Raw genomic sequence first — 19,694 nt, forward strand, 5'->3', positions numbered from 1 at the left:
GTGAGAAAGATATTGTCTTTGTGTATGTTTGGAGCTTTGAGTGTGGCAAATGCCTTGACTTTTGGAAGTATGGGAAATACTTCAGCAGGGCTTGGAGATAGTGGTGTAGCTCTTAGGAAATCAGCGTGGGGGATTTACTACAATCCTGCACTTCTAGCAAGTGATAATCGAGGGAAGTTTGGATATAGTCTAGGGCTTGGAATGGAGCAAAGAGGACTTGGAGATTTGCTCCCTGCTCTTATGGACTCAAATAATGGCAGTTTTGATGTCGCCTCTTTGTATCAAAAACTAAGTGATCACCCCAACAACTCTTTGGCACTTTTTAGCCAAAATGGAATAGTGATTCAAATCACAGGAGGAGTGAAAGAAGTCCCAAAGCTTGATAGTGAGGGAAATCCCACAGAAGAGATGATAGAGGTGAGGAGCAATATTGGAGCTTTCACAATGGCAGCCTTTCTTTCAGCTTTTGGTGCAGGGACGATTAGCTCAAGTCTTACGACAAATGAACTCACAGCTCAAGGGGGAATCGATGGGCTTGTTTTGCTAGAAGTGCCTGTTGGTTGGGGGTGGAGATTTGAAGTAGGGGAAGGGGATTTGAGTATTGGTGGAGCTGTGAAGTATATGGGAGCTTCAAGTTTGGATATTGCTCTAAATGGAAGTATCAATACTTCAGGTGAGACTTCTTTGAAATTTACCAAAAACTCTCCCTCTCTCACTCCATCAAGCAGTTTTGGAATCGATTTGGGATTGCTGTATTCAATCTATGGCTTTAGTGTAGGAGTAGTGGCAAAAAATATCAATGTCCCTACCTTTGAGCTTCAAAATGGGACAAAGTTTAGTATCAAGCCCCAATTTCGTGCAGGACTTGCTTATGAATTTGCAGAGTATTTTGCCCTCACGCTTGATACAGATTTAGCTCCCAATGAATTTTTGTTTGATAGCTCTTATAAAACTCAAATGATTGGTGGGGGATTGCTAATGGATTTCAAATATATTGATTTGCGTTTTGGGCTTATGGGAGATATGGCAAATAAATTTGATAATGGTGTAATCCTCACAGGAGGAATCAACCTTTTGGGATTCCTTGATGTAGCAATTCAAGCCTCAACTGAGATGTTTAGTCTAAAAGGTTACAAAATCCCCAATGCCCTTGTGCTAAAAGTGGGGGGAAGTTTCACTTTTTAAAATCAATTAAGATTTTGGTGGCATTATTTCCTTGTATCTTAAAACAAGGAGAAAAAATGCTACACGAATACAGAGATGAGATCGCTCACCTTAAGGCAAATGACAAGCACTTTGCCAAAATCTTTGAGGAGCATAACGCCCTAGATCAGAAAATCAAAAATATGGAGCAAGGCATTGAGGTTGCCACAGGTATGGTCATCGATGAGCTAAAAAAAGAAAAACTCAAACTCAAAGATGAAATCCATTCAATGATTTTGAAGTTTAAAAACGCTTAAAAAATGGGGAAAAATCTCTCCCAAAGGGAGAGGAGGGGAATTATTCTTTGTTGCTACTTGTAAGTCCAATAATCTGCAAGATTGAAATAAAGATATTGAGGAAATCAAGATAAAGATCAATCGCTGCATCAATAGGACTCTCATACATTCCTTTGATAATCTTTTGAGTATCATAAGCAATAAAAAGACTAAACAAAATTGCACTTCCACCTGCAATGACGATTTGGAATGGTGAAGAGTTAAGAAAGATATTGATGATTGAGCAAACTATAACAACAATCAAAGCAATAAAAAGCATTTTTCCCATATTTGCCAAATCTTTTTTAGTCTTAATCGCATACAAACTCATCACACCAAAAATAATCGTTGTCATTCCCAAAGCTTGAGCAACTGCACCAACCCCTGCTCTTGAGATAACAAAGCCAAGCAAAGGCACAAGCGTAATCCCACTAAGAGTAGTAAATGCAAAAAGCATCAAAAGATTTAGCCCTGTTTTCCCTCTTGAAAACATTAGCCCCAAAAATGCTCCAATCTCAGCGATGAAAAACGCCCAACGATAAGTCACCACAGTTTCAAAAAACATAAAGCCCAAAATTGCTCCAAGTGTCCCTAGAAGCAAACTTCCTGCAAAAAACTTGTAAGTAGTTTTCACAAAACTTACAAGGGCATTGTCATTTGCCGCTGCATAATCATAAGATCGCGTATATTCTCTGTCATAAAGACTCATTAAAACTCCTTTAGCTAAAATGAAAGTCAATCATACAATACTTTTGCTCTCTATGTGTTAATCAAAAAATTTGGATTGATATTTGCTAGAGAAAATCACAGAAAATTTGAAAAAGAGGTGAAGTGTTGAAATTGAGGGTTGCTATCAATGGTTTTGGGAGGATGGGGAGAAGTATTGCAAGGGTGCTTTTGCAAAACCCTAGCTTTGAGCTTGTAGGGATAAATGATGTAAGCTCTTGGGAGGTTTTGAGCTATCTTTTCTCCCACGATACCACTCATCGCAAACTCCCTCACGCCTTAATCCTAGAGGGAAATACCCTCTATGTCGATAATGCCCCTATCTCTCTATACTCTCACTCAAACCCTCAAGAGCTAGACTTTGGCGAAGTTGATGTGGTGATTGAATCAAGTGGGAGATTTCTCACTCAAGAGCAAACCTCTCATCACTTAAGCAAGGGAGCAAAGCGTGTGATTCTCTCTGCCCCCTCACTTGATGATACGCCCACATTTGTGCTAGGGGTCAATGCCAAAGATTATCAAGGAGAGCCTATCATCTCCAATGCCTCTTGCACCACCAATGCCCTAGCCCCAATCTGCAAAATCATTGATATGCATTTGGGGATTGAGAGTGGGATACTTAGCACAATTCACTCCTATACCAATGATCAAAATCTCCTTGACAACGCACATAGGAGCGATTTTAGGCGTTCAAGATGTGCTGGATTAAATATTATCCCCACAAGCACAGGTTCAGCAAAAGCATTACATAGGGTTTTGCCCAACCTCAAAGGCAAAATGCACGGACATAGCCTAAGAGTGCCTGTGGCTGATGTGTCAATGGTAGATTTAGCCCTCAAGATTGGCAAAAAAACCACTCAAGAGGAGCTAAATGCTCTTTTTGAAAGCTATATTCAAGGAGAGATGAGGGGGATTTTGGGATTTGATGAGGAGTTTAGAGTCTCAAGCGATTTCATCAGCAATCCCCTAAGTGCAATCATTGCCAAAGATTTGAGCTTTGTTTTGCAAGATAATCATCTAAAAATTATGGCTTGGTATGACAATGAATGGGGTTATGCCAATCGAATTGTAGAAATGGCAAGGTTTATATGCGAGTAATTGCCCTGCTTTTATGCTCTCAAATGCTGATTTGGGCGATTCAATACAATGTTACTTCAGCAAGTAATCGGCGTTCAAACAATACATATACCCAAGAGTTTGATCCCCAAGTTACACCCAAAAAAACTTATGGTAGAAGCTCTTCTTCTCAATCTCTACCCATAAAAATCCAATCTGCTCCAAGCACACAGACAAGAAGTCAGCAAGTGGGTGTGCAAGTTACCCCTGCTCCCTACTCACCCCAAGCTCCTAGAGTGAGTGTGCCTACACAAGTCTCACGCTCAAGCTCTCAAGAAATGCAAAAAATCTATGGCTCATCTTCCCCTACAACTCCCACCCAAAATCTAGGGGTGCAGGTCGTCCCTCCACGCTCTCAACCTCAAAGCACTCAAGCCCCTCAAAGTGTCGATGTGAGAGTGTATCCTGCCACTATTGGCAATCAGAGCAAAACTCCTGAGCATCATCTCAAGGTCGATGTGGGTAAATCTCGCCCTATCACGCAAGATATGATGTTTTATCCTGCTCCTATGCAAAAGATGCAAATCCCTGTGAGGAAAAAGCCTCAAGTGCAAGTCTCTCAACCTGCCCCTCAACCTGTCTATCAAGATGAGTATGATGATGAAGATTCTGCTCCACTTTTTATCAGAAATCGCAATGGTGTGATGCTAGGAGCAGGGATTGGTGGGGCATTCAATCGATTGTGGGTAGGGGGAAGTGATGGGAATGAAAAGTTTTATAGCAATAATTTTACCTATTACTTCAGACTTGGCTATCAGCACTATTTTACTCCTTATCTTGGATTGCGATCTTATGTGCATTTGGGGGATTGGAGCTATGAGATTAATGATAGGGCAAATATCGGTGGAAGAGAAGTAGAAATCACTTCAGTGAGTAATCTGAATTATAGTGGATATATTGAATTACTTTATGATTTTGTGGTGCTAGAAAATCATAGCTTTGGAATCTTTGGGGGATTTGGAGTGGGGGTGGGAAGCTATGAGTTTAGCAATGATGGGACAGAGAGCTTGAGTGATTATTTTGCAATGCCTATGATTTCAGCAGGATTTGCCTATACGCTCTACCTCAATAACCGCTTTGAATTTGAAGTCAAAGCCCCCTTGCGACAAGGAGTGATAGAAACCTCGTGGAGAGCAGAGTTTTCTACTTGGATGATAGGGTTTTCTTATACTTATGTGTTCTAGGATAGCAAGTTACATAAGGTAGCAATACATTAACATTTTTTATCCAATCTCTCATAAAACTGCAAAAACTTAGATAAGATAATCACTTATACATACTAAAAATATAGGAATGAAAAAATGATTCGGACTTTGGGTATAGATATTGGAATTTCAAGTATCGGCTGGGCAGTGATTGAGGGAAAAATGGAAAATGGTAATCTTGAGTCAAAAAAGATTATTAAGAGTGGAGTAAGAATATTTAGAACAGCAGAGAATCCAAAAGATGGAAAATCTTTAGCTTTACCAAGAAGAGAGGCGAGAAGCAGTCGAAGACGCAATGCAAGAAAAAAGGGAAGGATTTTGCAGGTTAAATCTTATCTCTCACAAATACTAAAGATACCTCTTGAGGAAATGCTTGGAGGAGAGAAGCTGTCCCCTATGTTTCAGACAAGCAAGGACTTTGTCTCTCCTTGGGAGCTTAGAAGTGAGGCACTTTGTCGCTGTCTTGCTCCAAGAGAGTTGGCAAGAGTGATTTTGCATATTGCTAAACGCAGAGGATATGATGACATCACCTATGGGCTTGATGACAAAGAAGGGGGAAAGGTGATTAAAGCAATCCAAGAAAATCAAGCAATGCTAGTGCAAAAAGGATACAAAACAATCGGAGAGATGATGTATCAAAGCTACTATCAAAAGCCACGAGAGGGGGTGGTGGGGCAAATGGAGAGCGTGAGAAATCAAGATGGGGATTATAAGAGATGTGTGGGAAGAAGTGAGCTAAGAGAAGAGCTTGAGATAATTTTGGATACCCAAAAGAAACTTGGCAACCCTTATGTCAATGATGACTTCAAAAGAATGCTTTTAGGAGATAAGAGTGCAATCAAGAAAAAGGAAGCTGAAGGGCTTGTATTTTTTCAACGCCCTCTTAAAAGCTTTGAGGACAAGATAGGAAAATGTCAGTTTTTCAAAAATGAAAATCGCTCTTGCAAAGATTCTCCAAGTGCAGAGAGGTTTGTCGCTCTTACAAAAATCATCAATACTCTTGCATACATCACCAATACTTGTGGAATCTTGTGGGAAGACAAAAGGGCTATCATCTCTCAAATCCTTGCTAAAGCTATGGAGAAAAAGAGTGGTGTGAGCTATGCGGATTTGAGAAAAATCCTAAATTTACCTCAAACTTTTGCTTTCAAAGAGCTAGATTACAGCAAAGATAAGGCAGAAAATGCAAAATTTTTTGAGTTGAAATCTACTCATGAACTACTAAAAGCAAATCCCAATATCCCACTTCAAAGACAAGACAAAATCGCTGAAATTTTGGGAGAAGAGAAAAATTGGGAAAGAATCCAAGCAAAGTTGGAAAAAGAAAGTTTCTCTGCTGAAGAGATAACAAGAATCAAAGAAGCAAATTTGAAATTCTCCAAGCACCTTAATCTTTCTCTAAAGGCACTCTATTTTCTCCTCCCACTAATGGAAGAGGGGAAACGCTATGATGAAGCTGTAGAGATTTTACAAAAGCAAGGAGATTTGCCTATCAAGAAATCAGAAAAAAGTCATTTACTTCCACCACTCCAAGAGCTTGCAAAAGAAGATAGCTACTTTGATATAGCCAATCCTGTTGTCAATCGTGCATTGAGTGAGTTTAGAAAGATTGTCAATGCACTCATAGAGCAATATGGAGGATTTCATTTTTTCAATATTGAGCTTACACGGCAAGTTGGGCGAAGCTTTTTAGAGAGAGTTAAGATAAAAAAAGAGCAAGAGAGCAATAAGGATTTAAATCTCCAAGCCTTAAGCTTAGTCAAAGAGTATGGATTGAGTGAAAATGCCAAGAATATTCTTAAGCTCAAGCTATGGATTTTACAAGGAGAGAGATGTATTTATAGTGGTAAAAAAATCACAAAAGAGCATTTGAGAGATGAAGCTTCTCTTGATATAGATCATATCTTCCCACTTAGCAGAAGTCTTGATGATTCTCAAGCAAACAAAGTTTTATGTCTAAAAAGTGAAAACGCACAAAAGAAAAATAGAACTCCTTATGAGTATTTGGGAGAAGATGAGACAAAATGGCAGGAGTTTGTCGCAAGGGTATTTAGCACAAAGTTTGACAGAAACAAGAAAGGACGACTTATCTCTAAAAATTTCAAAGATAGAAATGTGGGAGAGAGAGCAGAGTTTTTGGCTAGAAATCTAGTGGATACAGGATATATCTCAAGAGTGGTAAGTCGCTATGTGGAAGAGAACCTAGAGTTTTTGCCTCTTGAGGGCAGAGCAAGAAGAGTGAGGATTGTATCAGGCTCTTTGACAACAGCGATGAGGGCGTATTGGGGGATAAGTGGCAAGAGTAGAGAACATCATCTTCATCACGCACAAGATGCAATCATTATCTCTTGTATCAATGATGGCACGATACAAAAGTTTAGCAATTATCTTAAAGAAAAAGAATTGAGCTATAAAGATTTAGAATACAAAGTCCAACAGCTTAATGAAGCAGAATACAAGACAAAACTAGCATTGCGTTATCCTATGGGAGATTTTTCAAAAAACATTTTAGAGAGCATTTCAGAGATTTTTGTATCCCACGCTCCATCACACAAGGTAACAGGGGCATTGCATAAGGAGACTATCTATCCAAGAGAACATTTTTATCAAAGCTTTGGAGGAGAAGAGGGGGTAAAAAAGGCTATTGAGTTTGGCAAAGTCAGAGAGATTAATGGCGGGCTTGTAGAAAATGGAGAAATGGTGAGAGTAGATGTTTTCAAAAATAAAGCCAAGGGAGGTTTTTATGCAGTGCCAATCTACACTTATGATTTTGCAATAGGAAGACTTCCAAACAAGGCTATTGTCACGGGCAAGAATGGAAATATTATCAAGGATTGGCTAGAGATGAGCGATGAGTATGAGTTTTGCTTCTCTTTATTTAAAAACGATTATGTCAAAATCCAAGCAAAAGGTATGCAAAACCCCATAATAGCGATTTATACAGGGACAGGAGTGGCAACAGCAAGTATGAATTTTTATCATCATAGTGGGTTTGAGTTTGCTTCAGAAGATGAGAGAAAGTTTTTTACAGATATAGATAAAAAGACACAGATTCCACAATTTTCTCGAACAAATTGTGGAATCCAAACTTTAAAAGTCTTTCAGAAAGTCCAAGTCTCTCCTTTGGGAGAGATAAAAGAGTGCAAACCTTCCAAGCGTCAGACAATTAGGCTCAAAACCTCTCCAAAAAATGTTTGATGAATCTTTTAGAGTGCTTTTCTTAAGCACCCCTGCTAAGCTCTCCCATAGAAGCAAAAATCTTATCATCTCCTCTCAAGAGAGAGGAGAAGTTTCCCTTCCCCTCAAAGATATCTCTACAATCATTATTGATACACCCCAAATCACGCTTAGCTCTAGTGTGCTAAATGCAATAGCAAAATACAAAATTTTGCTTTTTGTCTGTGATGAATCTCATCTGCCAAGTGGGAATTTTTTGCCCTATTTGTCTCACTATCGCAACTCTCAAATACTGCAACATCAAATCAATCTAAGCAAACAAAGAAAGTCGGTTTTGTGGCAAAAGATTATCAAAGCAAAAATCTCCAATCAATCCCAACTCTTAAAACTTCAAAATCAAACCCAAGTAGCCAAAAAACTAGAAGCACTTAGTAAAAGCGTTCATCTCAATGATGCCTCAAACAACGAAGCCAAAGCCTCAATGCTCTATTTTCCTGCTTTATTTGGGAAGGGATTTGCAAGGAATGAGAATCACCCCATAAACTCAGCTCTAAACTATGGCTATGCTATTGTAAGAAGCGTGGTGGTGAGAAATATTGTAGGTTCAGGACTTCTCCCCTCACTCGGCATCTTTCACGCCAATCAATTTAACCCTTTTAATCTTGCTGATGATTTGATAGAGCCTTATCGCCCTTATGTAGATAACAAGGTTTTGTCTTTGGATTTGGGAGATGAACTTGAGCTTCATCATAGATTGGAGCTTGTCAATCTTTTGCATACTTGCGTGGCTTTGGAGGGGAAAATCTATCCTCTTTATCGTGCAATCACTCGAAGCATTTGGAGCTTATCACGCTATATCTGCCAAATTGATGATGAGGTGAGTTTGCCAATTTTAGATGAGGTAAGCAATGGAAGAGAGGTATATGAGAGTATTAGTGATGTTTGATATGCCCACAAAGACAAAAGAGGATAGAAAAGCGAACACAAAATTTAGACAAAACTTAATCAAAGAAGGGTATTTTATGCTTCAATTCTCTGTCTATGTCAGAGTATGCAAGGGATTGAAGAGTGCAAATAATTATTTGGAGAGATTGGAGCTGATTTTGCCAAAGAAGGGACATATCAGAGCGATGATGATCACAGAAAGACAATTTGACAATATGAAGCTCTTGCTTGGGAAAGAAAGTGAGACAGAAAAAGCTCGTAAGCCCCAACAGCTTACACTTTTTTAGATTCGGTTTTTTGGGGATGCTAGGCAGTTACCCCACAGAGATACCGAAAAACTCTTTATTTTAGCCACTTCAAAAATCTATATTTCGACATTATATCTATTCTCTAATCCCCTTGTCAAGAGATTTTTCAAAGAATCTATTTTAGCATAGATAGATTTTTGAAGTGGCTAAAACATTTACACTGCAATTCTAACAAAGAATTGTATTTTAGCATAGATAGATTTTTGAAGTGGCTAAAACTCATTCACTGATAGTTTCCCATCTGTGGTTATTTTAGCATAGATAGATTTTTGAAGTGGCTAAAACGGCGTTTTTCTCACGCTTTAATACATTGTTATTTTAGCATAGATAGATTTTTGAAGTGGCTAAAACAGGGTTCGCCCTTTGTGGTGGGGGTGGGAAATTTTAGCATAGATAGATTTTTGAAGTGGCTAAAACAAATCTCTCATTTATCGCACTTAATAGAGCATTTTAGCATAGATAGATTTTTGAAGTGGCTAAAACACCCTACAACAAGTAATACTCCCCACACCAATTTTAGCATAGATAGATTTTTGAAGTGGCTAAAACTTGATTAAAAGATGGGCGTCAGTCCGCCCCATTTTAGCATAGATAGATTTTTGAAGTGGCTAAAACCACGAGGCTCTGATTCTATCACTTCTTTTGATTTTAGCATAGATAGATTTTTGAAGTGGCTAAAACATTGGTGTGTATCTCCCACAAAAACTTTTTATTTTAGCATAGATAGATTTTTGAAGTGGCTAAAACTAGAGATAGGGTAGTAGTAGATAATAATAAATTTTAGCATAGATAGATTTTTGAAGTGGCTAAAACAATATCTTAGACCCCCTCAACTTCAAGACAATTTTAGCATAGATAGATTTTTGAAGTGGCTAAAACAGCATTCTCAATACTCTTTTTATAGAGATATTTTAGCATAGATAGATTTTTGAAGTGGCTAAAACCTTGCTACTCCTCACAATGCCAAAGCTAGAATTTTAGCATAGATAGATTTTTGAAGTGGCTAAAACAATACAAAGCTCATTTAGAGAGAATACACGATTTTAGCATAGATAGATTTTTGAAGTGGCTAAAACCGTCAAGTTGAGGTGCAGTTAATAGCTATGATTTTAGCATAGATAGATTTTTGAAGTGGCTAAAACTTTTTGTGTGAATATGCTCTTATAACCGAGATTTTAGCATAGATAGATTTTTGAAGTGGCTAAAACAGCGATAATGGTAATCCGTTATTCTGTTTAATTTTAGCATAGATAGATTTTTGAAGTGGCTAAAACTATGGTTATCGTCGCTATAAATGCAGGATAATTTTAGCATAGATAGATTTTTGAAGTGGCTAAAACTACAAAATAGCACCCTATTTGAGATTTAAGATTTTAGCATAGATAGATTTTTGAAGTGGCTAAAACATGATTGGGTGCAAATCATTATGGTAGTTGATTTTAGCATAGATAGATTTTTGAAGTGGCTAAAACCTATACCTAAACACCCTAGATTCTCTATATATTTTAGCATAGATAGATTTTTGAAGTGGCTAAAACAACGCCCTTGCCGTCTGTTCCAAAAGTGGAATTTTAGCATAGATAGATTTTTGAAGTGGCTAAAACTTTGGATAAATTATTGTTTCGTGTGTTTCAATTTTAGCATAGATAGATTTTTGAAGTGGCTAAAACACTACAACAAGATGTCAGAGAAGCTCTTAAATTTTAGCATAGATAGATTTTTGAAGTGGCTAAAACTGAGCTTCGTCGCTCCTCAAAACAAGGCTAATTTTAGCATAGATAGATTTTTGAAGTGGCTAAAACTCCTATAAGGCACTCCTCTTTGTTAAAAAGATTTTAGCATAGATAGATTTTTGAAGCTTTTGGTATTCTTTTTTCTAGTTCTTGCATTTTGGCATAGACAAGGTTTTCAAATAAGCCTACCCCCCCCCCCCCTTTTTTTTTTATGTGAGGGTTATACAGGCAAGACTCGGATTTGAGGATTGAGGTGTTCTTGAAGTGTGTTCTCGATTGCATAGAGTGTGCCTGTGCTAGCAGAAGCACATCCATGACACGCTCCCATATAGCGAATGAAAACATCAGTATATCCATCAGAGCTGTTTTGAATGTCGATGATTTCCAAATCCCCTCCATCCATCATTAGCATTGGGCGGATATGCTCATCAATCGTTCTATCAATCGCTTTTGTTTTTTGTGCGATTGTCATCTCTGAGAATGGAAGTTCTCCGATTTGAGTTTTTTGAGCCTTGTCTTTGAGGGCTTCAGCTTCCATTTCAAGGCGTGTATCTCTAAGAATATCTACTAGATAATAATCCCTCTTCTCATGCCCCCCTGGTTTGACACAGCTTTTACAAAATGCCCCTGCTTTGGTGTAGTTTGTGATTTCTTCCACGGTTTTTAAGTCGTTGATTTTGATAACTTCTTTGATCGTGCTTAGGCTCACTCTTGCACACTCACACACAATGATTTCATCTTCAAAATCTTCCATATCTTTGCCTAGATAGATTGAAGCAGCCTTTTTGATGACATCATAAGCCATTACAGAGCAGTGCATTTTTTGCCCTGGCACAGCAGGAGTATCAGGATCATCTCTAAGAGCTTTTTCTACATCAATATTTGTGATTTTTACTGCATCTTGCACTTTTTTGCCGATACATAGCTCCACCATCATATCACTACTAGCAATCGCTGTCCCACAGCCAAAGCTTTTGAATCTTCCTTGAATGATTGTATCATTCTCATCAACTAGCCAATACAGCCTTACAGCATCTCCACAAGATTCAGCCCCATAGTCCGCTACGATAAGCTTAGCATTGTGAGCTTTTGCATCTTCTTCTGTGAGGACTCCTAGATGAGTAGGATTATCCATTCTTTGAGCAACTTTGTTTGAGTAGGCATCCCACAATGCCCCACCGATAAGATCATTTTTTGCCATTGTTTATCCTTTAGTAAGTTGATGAAATTTCTCTAAGTCTTTTAATTGATTTGTTAAACACTTCAATCACATAATCAATCTCTGCTTCAGTATTAAATCGTGAAAGAGAGAATCTAATCGCTGTATGAGCAAGTTCTTTGTCTGCCCCAATCGCTGCCATTACAGGGTTGGCTTCCAAATCCTCACTTGCACACGCACTTCCTGTGGAGGCTGCAATCCCTGCTTTGTTGAGATCCCATAGCATTGCCTCTCCCTCAATCCCTCTCACACTTGTAAGAATTGTATTGGGGACTTTTAGCTCTTTTTTGCCTACTACTAGGATTTCTTCATTTTGCAAAATCGCATCTTCTAGCTTATCCCTTAGGCGTCTAACCTCTGTATCTTCATAGATTAGCCCCTTTTGAGCGAGTGCCATAGCTTCTCCCATTCCTACGATATAAGGCACATTGAGTGTCCCACTTCTTCTTCCTCCCATATGCTCCCCTCCGTGGAAGAGTGGAGTGAGTTTCACTCCTTTTCTAATATAGAGTCCCCCAATCCCTTTGGGGCCGTGGAATTTGTGAGCTGAGAAGCTAAGGAAATCTACTTTTGCCTTGATAACATCTACGGGGATCTTTCCGATAGCTTGAACGGCGTCTGTATGAAATAGCACACCTCTCTCTTTGCAAACCTCTCCAATCTCCTCAATTGGGAAAATCACTCCTGTTTCATTATTTGCCCACATTACGCTTACTAATGCAGTTTTATCTGTGATTGCTTCTCTCACTTGAGAGGCTGTAACTCTAATATCCTCATTGACAGGAAGATAAGTTACCTCTACTCCCAAACTCTCCAAAAACGCACAAGTGCTTCTTACAGCAGGGTGTTCAACCTCTGTGGTGATGATATGGTTTTTGCCTTTACCCAAAATCTCATCAAAATACACTCCCTTAAGCACCCAATTGTTTGATTCAGTAGAGCAAGAAGTAACGATGACATCATCTTCATCTTTTGCTCCAATTCCTGCATAAAGTTTGTCGATTGCCTCAGAGATTGCAGGGTGAGTCTCTGTCCCAAATTTATGCAATGAGCTTGGATTACCATATTTCTCTGTGAGATAGGGTTGCATAAGCTCTAGCACCTTTGGGTCAATCATTGTCGTTGCATTATTATCTAAATACGCTTGCATTTTCTATCCTTTATTTCTCAGAAAATTTTTATTTGCCATAAAAACTTCAAGTGGGGGCGTTATATCACAAAAAAACAATGAAAAATCAAAAAATTACAAAATTTCCAAAAGTTTTGCCTTGGTTGTATCAAATTCCCACAATTCTTGCTCATCTTGTTTGAGAAAATCCTCTATCCACTCTTTTTTGCCGATAGCTTCATCAAGCTCAAAATCACTTCCTGACTGATAAGCTCCGATTCGGATAAGCACCTCGTTTTCTTTGAGCATTGAATAAAGGCGTCTAAATTTTTGAGAAGCCCTCTTTTGCTCACTATCTGTAATCTCATTGCTTACCCTTGAGGCAGAGTTGATGATATTGATAGGTGGGTAGATTCCAAAGTCTGTCATCTCTCGACTTAGCACGATATGTCCATCTAATATACTTCGGCTTTGATCAGCTATGGGATCGCTGAGATCATCTCCCTCAACAAGCACGGTGAAAAAGGCTGTGATTGCTCCTTTGCCCTCCTTTTTCCCTGCTCTCTCCATAAGTTGAGGCAAGAGGGTGAGAGTGGAGGGTGGATAACCTTTTGTAGTAGGTGGCTCACCTAGGGCTAGTCCTATCTCTCTTTGAGCCATTGCAAAGCGTGTGAGAGAATCCATCATAAAAAGCACATCATATCCCTCATCTTGAAAATATTCAGCAATCGCCATCGCACTAAAAGCCCCATATTTTCTCATCAATGGAGAATCATCGCTTGTAGCCACCACCAAAATCGTATCGCTCAAATCTCCTTTGAGATTTTTGTGGATAAACTCTGGCACTTCTCTTCCTCTCTCTCCAATGAGGGCGATGACTTTAATAGGTGCTTTTGCTCCTCGCACAATCATTCCCATAAGAGTAGATTTCCCCACGCCACTTCCTGCAAAGATTCCTAGCTTTTGTCCTTTCCCTGCTGTGAGAAGCCCATCAATACTTTTCACCCCTACACTAAAGACTTCATCGATGATTCCCCTCTGCATTGCACTTGTAGGGGGTTTGATGATAGGAGTGTGAGTGGTGTGGATAAAAGGAGGTTTGCCATCAAGTGGCTCTCCTAGAGGGTTAATCACTCGCCCTAGCAAGTCTTTTCCCACAGGGATTTGCAATCCACTTTTATTGAGATAGACTTTATCTCCACTTTTATGCCCTTCTACGAAAGAAAAAGGAGTGATAGAAAAAGATTGATTATGTGATGTGGTAACGATACCCAAACTTTTTTCTCCAAGCTCATTATGGATTTCTACCACATCGCCCACACTTGGATTTAGCCCCTCTCCGACAAGAAGGGTAGGGGTAACGCTAGAGAGTATCCCAAATGTAGGAGAGAGGTGTGAGGGGGATTTGAGTTTTTGGCGTATTTGTTCAAAGGGCATAATACTTCCTTATTTATATATAATTTTTGCTCTTATTTTAAAATGAGAAAACCAAAATCCAAAATTTTTTCTTGGTTTTAAAATTATTTTTGTTAGAATTAGCAAATTATACTTCAATCTACTATTTTAAGGGAAGAATATGAGTTTAAAGACACAACGCGTTAATGACGCTAATGCTATTGCAAGTAGCACAATTTCTGCAGAGCTTGTAGATAAGAAATCTCAAGCAATCACACAGCAATTTGCCAAGAATGTAAATATTCACGGCTTTAGAAAGGGTAAGGCTCCTGTAAGTATTGTTAAGCAAAGATATGCGAAACAAATTCAGCAAGAAGTCGAGCAAGAGGCAGTAAGAGAGAGTTTCCAACAAGCACTCAAAGATCTTAAGATCGAGCAAAAAGATGTTTTGGGGAATCCCGCGATTACAAAATTTGAGAGAAAAGGTGAGGAGATTGATGTAGAGTTCAAAATCTCTCTAGCTCCAAAAGTGGATCTCTCTAAACTCAAGTCTTGTGTGCCTGAAGTGAAAGTCAAAGAACCAAGTCTTAAAGAGATTGATGAGCGACTTGATGAAATCGCAAAATCTCAAACTCCACTTGTAGAAGCCAAAGCAACAGCAAAACTAGCTGAGGGCGATACAGCAAATATCGACTTTGAAGGGTTTATCGGAGATAAAGCATTTGAGGGAGGAAAGGCTGAAGGTTTTGATCTGCTTATTGGAAGCAAACAATTCATCGCAGGTTTTGAAGATCAACTTATCGGTATGAAAAAGGGAGAGGAGAAAGATATCAAGGTAACTTTCCCACAAGATTATCAAGCCAAAGATTTGGCAGGGAAAGAAGCTACATTCAAAATCAAGCTTAATGCAATTAAAGTCAAAGGAGAGAGTAAGCTAGATGATGAGTTTGCAAAGAAAATCCTCAATCAAGCTGACGCAACTCTTCAAACTCTCAAAGATCAAATCAAGCTCCAACTCCAAAATGAAGCAAGAGTAAAACTCTACAATGAAGAGCTTAAGCCAAAGCTAGTGGATAATATTTTGGAAACTATTAAGTTTGATTTGCCTGATTTGATTGTAGAGCAAGAGATGAATATTTTGCTCAACAACTATGCTAGAACTCTCACTCAAGAAGAGTTTGAGAAATTCCAAAATGACAGCAAAGCCATTGAAGAAAAAAGAAAAGAGCTAGAGAGTGAGGCTCAAAAGAGTGTGAGAATCACATTTATTGTCGATAGTGCTTCTAAAGAATACGGAGTGCAAGTGCAAGATAATGAAGTGATCCAAGCACTTTACTATGAGGCGATGATGGCAGGACAAAACCCTAAGGCGACTTTGGAGTTTTATCAAAAGCAAAATCTCTTACCTGCTGTAAAAATGGCAATGCTAGAGGATAGAATCCTCACAATGCTCCTAGATGAGAAAAACAACACTTCAAGTGCTTCAAAAGGCTCTGAGAAGGCTGAGAAGCCAAAAACAACAAAAGCCACAAAAGAGCCAAAAGAGGGAGAAGAAAAACCCAAAAAAGCTCCTGCTAAGAAAACAACAGCAAAAAAGGAAGATAAATAATGAGCTATATCCCTTATGTGATTGAAAAAACAGGGAGAGGAGAGAGGAGTTATGATATTTACTCTCGCCTCCTCAAAGATCGCATCATTTTGCTTAGTGGGGAGATTCACGATGAACTTGCTTCCTCAATCGTAGCTCAACTTCTTTTCCTAGAAGCTGAAGATCCTCAAAAAGATATTTATCTCTATATCAACTCCCCTGGTGGAGTGATTACAAGTGGAATGAGTATTTATGATACGATGAACTATGTGCGTCCTGAAGTTTGCACGATTTGTATCGGACAAGCTGCTTCTATGGGAGCATTTTTGCTTAGCTGTGGAGCAAAGGGAAAAAGATTTTCACTTCCCAATAGTCGCATTATGATTCATCAACCTCTTGGAGGGGCAAAAGGACAAGCCACTGATATTGCTATCCAAGCCCAAGAGATTTTGCGACTAAAAGCTACACTTAATGAGATTTTGGCAAGTAATACAGGGCAAGATATTTCAAAAATTGCTCAAGATACAGAGAGAGATTTTTTTATGAGTGCCAAAGAAGCTCAAGAGTATGGAATCATTGATAAGGTATTAGAAAAAAATCAAGTAGGTGAGTGATGGAAGATAAAGGTGTCATAAATTTTAGTGGGGGAGTTAAAAAGGGAGATAAGGTTGAGGCACTTTCTGCCAAGACAACAAAAATCGCAAGAGATGTTATCTCTCAGCTTGAAAAGCAAGATATTCCTATTTTTCCTGATAGTTTTGAGAGTGTGTTTGAGCAAATCATTGCTGATGAGAGTGAGGAGTTTAAGCACTTGGTTGAGCAAAAAGCAGGAATTGCTCTAAGCCACAAAGATCGTTTGCTCAACTTTGAATCAGAGGCAAAAAGTGGGATTAAAAATGTGCGAGATGTTTTAGAAATCACAAAAGAGATTTATCAAAGTGTCGTATTTGCCCACAATGCCCTCAAAAGAAAAGCTGAAGAGATTTCTAGGATTGAAAATCCTGTGGCATTTAAGAGTGCTATTGGGTTGTGTTTTCAAGAGTTTGACAACTTACAGCACACAATGGAAACTCAAATTGTAGAGATGAAGAGGGCATTTGAAAAAATCGTTGTCAATATTGAAAATGTCAATAAAAACGCCATTTATGATACGCAATATGGAGTTTATAACAAAAAATACTTCCTCTCTGTCTGTGAAAAAGAAAAAAAGATTTTAGATCAGATTGGTTGCTCTTATGCATTTGTGGCTTATAGTCTCTCTAAGAGATTTTTAGAGAGTCTCAAAGACAAGGATTTTGTAAGAGTATCACTTAAAACAATGTCAAAGATTTTGAGTGAGCATATCAATAATGATGAGATTTTGTGCTACTTTGGAAGTGGAAAATTTGTCGTGCTATATAAATACATAGATAGTGAAAAAGTGCTAGAAAAAGTCAAAAAAATCTCTCATCTTGCCAAAGAAACTAATCTATTTTTTGAGGGAGAGCAAACTTCATTGGAGTTTTGTTCTGGAGTGTATGTCGTCAATGAATCTAGTGAGCTAATAGATGAAATCTCCTATGCTATTAGCTCTTGTGAAGAAGCATTTGATCATCAAGCTGATTGCGAGGTGTATCAGCAAGTTACTTCTCCAAGTCAAGAAGAAGTTCAGAGTGGAGAGGGTGAGTGATACTCCCTATCCTCTCTTACCCCAATCCTCAACTCAAACAACGCTCTAGTGAGGTTGTGAGCTTTGATGAAAAACTCCATAATTTGCTTGAAGATATGTATGAGACAATGCTTAGTCGTGAGGGGGTTGGACTAGCAGGGATTCAAGTGGGAGAAGCCAAAAGAATCCTTATCATCAATATCCCAAGAGAAGACAAAAAGCAATACAAAGAGGATTTGCTAGAGATTATTAATCCAAAGATACTCAAAAAAGAGGGGGAAATTTTTTTCACCGAAGGCTGTCTTTCAGTGCCAAACTTTTATGAAGATGTGATGAGGTTTGATGAAGTGGAAATCTCTTATCAAGATCGCTTTGGCAATCCCCAAACACTTCACGCTCAAGGCTATCTAGCTGTGGCTATTCAGCACGAGATGGATCATTTAGATGGGGTTTTGTTTGTGGATCGGCTTTCAATGATGAAGCGAAAAAAGTTTGAAAAAGAATTCAAAAGAGAGCAGAGGGCTAAGGGGAAGAGATGACAAATACGATTTTTTGTGCCACACGCTATGGGAATGGTGCAAAAATCGTTGCTGTGGAGGGGAGCTTTAATCGAGGTTTGCCTAGTTTTCAAATCTCAGGGCTTGCCAATCACTCTATCCAAGAAGCCAAACACCGAGTGCAATCAGCTCTACAATCTTGCAATCTCTCTCTTCCTCCAATGCGTTTTGTTCTCAATCTCTCTCCTGCAGACTTGCCCAAAAGTGGAAGTCATTTTGATTTGCCTATCGCACTTTTGGGAGCTTTGCAAAAGAGTATTTTGCAAAAAAAGTGGTTTGCTTTTGGAGAGCTAGGACTTGATGGGAGCTTGAAACACCAAGAGAGTATCTATCCCCTTCTTTTGCAGATTGCACTCCAAGAACCAAAGGCAAATGTAATTTTGCCAAAGGGCGGGGAAGAAATTTTCTCTTTGATACCCAATATCTCACTTTATTTTGTTGCAAATCTTTCAGAAGCCCTTGAGCTTATCAATACTCAAGAGGAGAGAGAGCCTTATCCAAAAGGAAGTGTGGGATTCCAATCTTTTGAGCTTATGGGAGAGAAGTATTATTATCTTCAAGATTTTAAGCTTGATTTTGCTGATGTGATAGGACAAGAAGTTGCCAAAAGAGCTTCACTCATCTCTGCCTCAGGGTTTCACAATCTCTTGCTTGAGGGGAGTCCGGGGTGTGGGAAGAGTATGATAGCCAAAAGGTTACCCTATATCCTGCCCCCAATGACACTAGAGGAGATGATAGAGTGTGCCAAGATTCAGGCTTTGGGAAATCAAAAGATTGATTACTCTCCACTTCGCCCCTTTAGAAATCCTCATCAAAGTGCTTCAAAATCAAGCATTTTAGGCTCTGCTACAAGCACAGAGGCAAAGATAGGGGAAATTGCTTTGGCTCATAGGGGGATTTTGTTTTTTGATGAATTACCTCATTTCAAAAAAGATATTTTAGAATCCCTAAGAGAGCCACTTGAAAACAATGTTTTGGTTATCTCAAGAGTGCATAGCAAGATTGAATATGACACTTCCTTTCTTTTCATCTCGGCTCAAAATCCTTGTCCTTGTGGTAATTTGCTTAGCCTAAGCAAAGAGTGTAGATGTCAAGATAGAGAGATTTCAGCCTATCGCAATAAAATTTCAGAGCCTTTTTGGGATAGGATTGATCTCTTTGTGCAGATGAATGAGGGGGTGGATAATACCAAAGGAATGAGCTCTAAGGAAATGCAAGAGAGAGTCTTTGAGGCTTTTAGAAGACAGAAGAGCAGAGGACAAACAGCACTCAATGGCAAAATGAGCGAGAGAGAAGTAGAGCAATTTTGCATTTTAGAGAATGAGTGTGAGGATTTGATTATCAAAATGCGTGAGAAGTTTGGGCTAAGTCAAAGAGGCGTGCAAAAAGTCAAAAAAGTGGCTAGAACGATTGCGGATTTAGAGGGAAGTGAGAAAATTTCAAAATCACATTTGATTGAAGCATTTGGATATAGAAGAAGATAAAACTATG

General features: G+C 38.8%; 16 protein-coding genes and 1 CRISPR repeat array. Of the genes, 12 read left to right on the forward strand and 4 right to left on the reverse strand.

Annotated elements, in window-relative coordinates:
• Together traF and CQA58_RS05480 are read left to right on the forward strand one after the other, a co-directional pair.
• Nucleotides 1-1,185, forward strand: coding sequence for a conjugal transfer protein TraF (gene traF / locus CQA58_RS05475; protein WP_147288611.1), 1,185 nt, complete (start codon nt 1-3; stop codon nt 1,183-1,185).
• 56 nt (nt 1,186-1,241) lie between these two features.
• Nucleotides 1,242-1,460, forward strand: a complete 219-nt coding sequence (locus tag CQA58_RS05480) for an HP1242/YdcH family protein (RefSeq protein ID WP_115569720.1) — start codon at nt 1,242-1,244, stop codon at nt 1,458-1,460.
• Between the two features lie 40 nt (nt 1,461-1,500).
• On the opposite strand, the gene CQA58_RS05485 is transcribed toward CQA58_RS05480, so the two are convergent.
• Complete coding sequence (locus tag CQA58_RS05485) at nt 1,501-2,187, reverse strand: Bax inhibitor-1/YccA family protein (RefSeq protein WP_115569721.1); 687 nt, start codon at nt 2,185-2,187, stop codon at nt 1,501-1,503.
• Nucleotides 2,188-2,309: 122 nt separating this feature from the next.
• Here CQA58_RS05485 and gap point away from each other — a divergent pair, with 122 nt between their 5' ends.
• From gap to cas2, 5 genes are all read left to right on the forward strand, one after another.
• Complete coding sequence (gene gap / locus CQA58_RS05490) at nt 2,310-3,302, forward strand: type I glyceraldehyde-3-phosphate dehydrogenase (protein ID WP_115569722.1); 993 nt, start codon at nt 2,310-2,312, stop codon at nt 3,300-3,302.
• Nucleotides 3,293-4,504 carry an outer membrane beta-barrel protein gene (locus CQA58_RS05495; RefSeq protein WP_170126752.1) on the forward strand — a complete coding sequence of 404 codons (1,212 nt, stop codon included), beginning with the start codon at nt 3,293-3,295 and terminating at the stop codon, nt 4,502-4,504. Before gap ends, CQA58_RS05495 begins: the two co-directional genes overlap by 10 nt.
• 117 nt (nt 4,505-4,621) lie before the next feature.
• Nucleotides 4,622-7,723 (forward strand): type II CRISPR RNA-guided endonuclease Cas9, encoded by a 3,102-nt coding sequence (gene cas9, locus CQA58_RS05500; protein ID WP_115569724.1) that lies wholly within the window; start codon nt 4,622-4,624, stop codon nt 7,721-7,723.
• On the forward strand, nt 7,716-8,648 hold the full coding sequence (gene cas1, locus CQA58_RS05505) for a type II CRISPR-associated endonuclease Cas1 (RefSeq protein WP_115569725.1): 933 nt from the start codon (nt 7,716-7,718) through the stop codon (nt 8,646-8,648). The genes cas9 and cas1 overlap by 8 nt, the downstream gene beginning before the upstream one ends.
• Nucleotides 8,626-8,934: a CRISPR-associated endonuclease Cas2 gene (cas2, locus tag CQA58_RS05510; RefSeq protein ID WP_245942778.1), complete on the forward strand. Its 309-nt coding sequence runs from the start codon at nt 8,626-8,628 to the stop codon at nt 8,932-8,934. Before cas1 ends, cas2 begins: the two co-directional genes overlap by 23 nt.
• Before the next feature lie 138 nt (nt 8,935-9,072).
• Nucleotides 9,073-10,757: a CRISPR direct-repeat array (repeat unit 36 nt; unit sequence ATTTTAGCATAGATAGATTTTTGAAGTGGCTAAAAC).
• Between the two features lie 151 nt (nt 10,758-10,908).
• Here cas2 and CQA58_RS05515 read toward each other — a convergent pair.
• The 3 genes from CQA58_RS05515 to fliI form a co-directional block, all read right to left on the reverse strand.
• The gene (locus CQA58_RS05515) at nt 10,909-11,889 is read right to left on the reverse strand and encodes an iron-sulfur cluster assembly scaffold protein (RefSeq protein ID WP_115569727.1); all 981 of its coding nucleotides are present in this window, start codon (nt 11,887-11,889) and stop codon (nt 10,909-10,911) included.
• Nucleotides 11,890-11,899: 10 nt separating this feature from the next.
• On the reverse strand, nt 11,900-13,057 hold the full coding sequence (locus CQA58_RS05520; protein WP_115569728.1) for a NifS family cysteine desulfurase: 1,158 nt from the start codon (nt 13,055-13,057) through the stop codon (nt 11,900-11,902).
• Nucleotides 13,058-13,150: 93 nt separating this feature from the next.
• Nucleotides 13,151-14,452 (reverse strand): flagellar protein export ATPase FliI, encoded by a 1,302-nt coding sequence (fliI, locus tag CQA58_RS05525; protein ID WP_115569729.1) that lies wholly within the window; start codon nt 14,450-14,452, stop codon nt 13,151-13,153.
• A 139-nt stretch (nt 14,453-14,591) separates the two neighbouring features.
• Between fliI and tig the strand changes: the two genes are divergently transcribed.
• The 5 genes from tig to CQA58_RS05550 are packed head-to-tail and all read left to right on the forward strand — an operon-like array spanning nt 14,592 to nt 19,687.
• Nucleotides 14,592-16,019, forward strand: coding sequence for a trigger factor (gene tig, locus CQA58_RS05530; RefSeq protein WP_115569730.1), 1,428 nt, complete (start codon nt 14,592-14,594; stop codon nt 16,017-16,019).
• Complete coding sequence (clpP, locus tag CQA58_RS05535) at nt 16,019-16,612, forward strand: ATP-dependent Clp endopeptidase proteolytic subunit ClpP (RefSeq protein ID WP_115569731.1); 594 nt, start codon at nt 16,019-16,021, stop codon at nt 16,610-16,612. The genes tig and clpP overlap by 1 nt, the downstream gene beginning before the upstream one ends.
• Nucleotides 16,612-17,667: a hypothetical protein gene (locus CQA58_RS05540; protein WP_115569732.1), complete on the forward strand. Its 1,056-nt coding sequence runs from the start codon at nt 16,612-16,614 to the stop codon at nt 17,665-17,667. The genes clpP and CQA58_RS05540 overlap by 1 nt, the downstream gene beginning before the upstream one ends.
• Nucleotides 17,664-18,185 carry a peptide deformylase gene (gene def, locus CQA58_RS05545; protein WP_115569733.1) on the forward strand — a complete coding sequence of 174 codons (522 nt, stop codon included), beginning with the start codon at nt 17,664-17,666 and terminating at the stop codon, nt 18,183-18,185. The genes CQA58_RS05540 and def overlap by 4 nt, the downstream gene beginning before the upstream one ends.
• On the forward strand, nt 18,182-19,687 hold the full coding sequence (locus tag CQA58_RS05550; RefSeq protein ID WP_115569734.1) for a YifB family Mg chelatase-like AAA ATPase: 1,506 nt from the start codon (nt 18,182-18,184) through the stop codon (nt 19,685-19,687). The genes def and CQA58_RS05550 overlap by 4 nt, the downstream gene beginning before the upstream one ends.
• Nucleotides 19,688-19,694 lie beyond the last annotated feature (7 nt).

The sequence above is a fragment of the Helicobacter brantae genome, assembly GCF_003364205.1.
GTDB lineage: Bacteria > Campylobacterota > Campylobacteria > Campylobacterales > Helicobacteraceae > Helicobacter_G > Helicobacter_G brantae.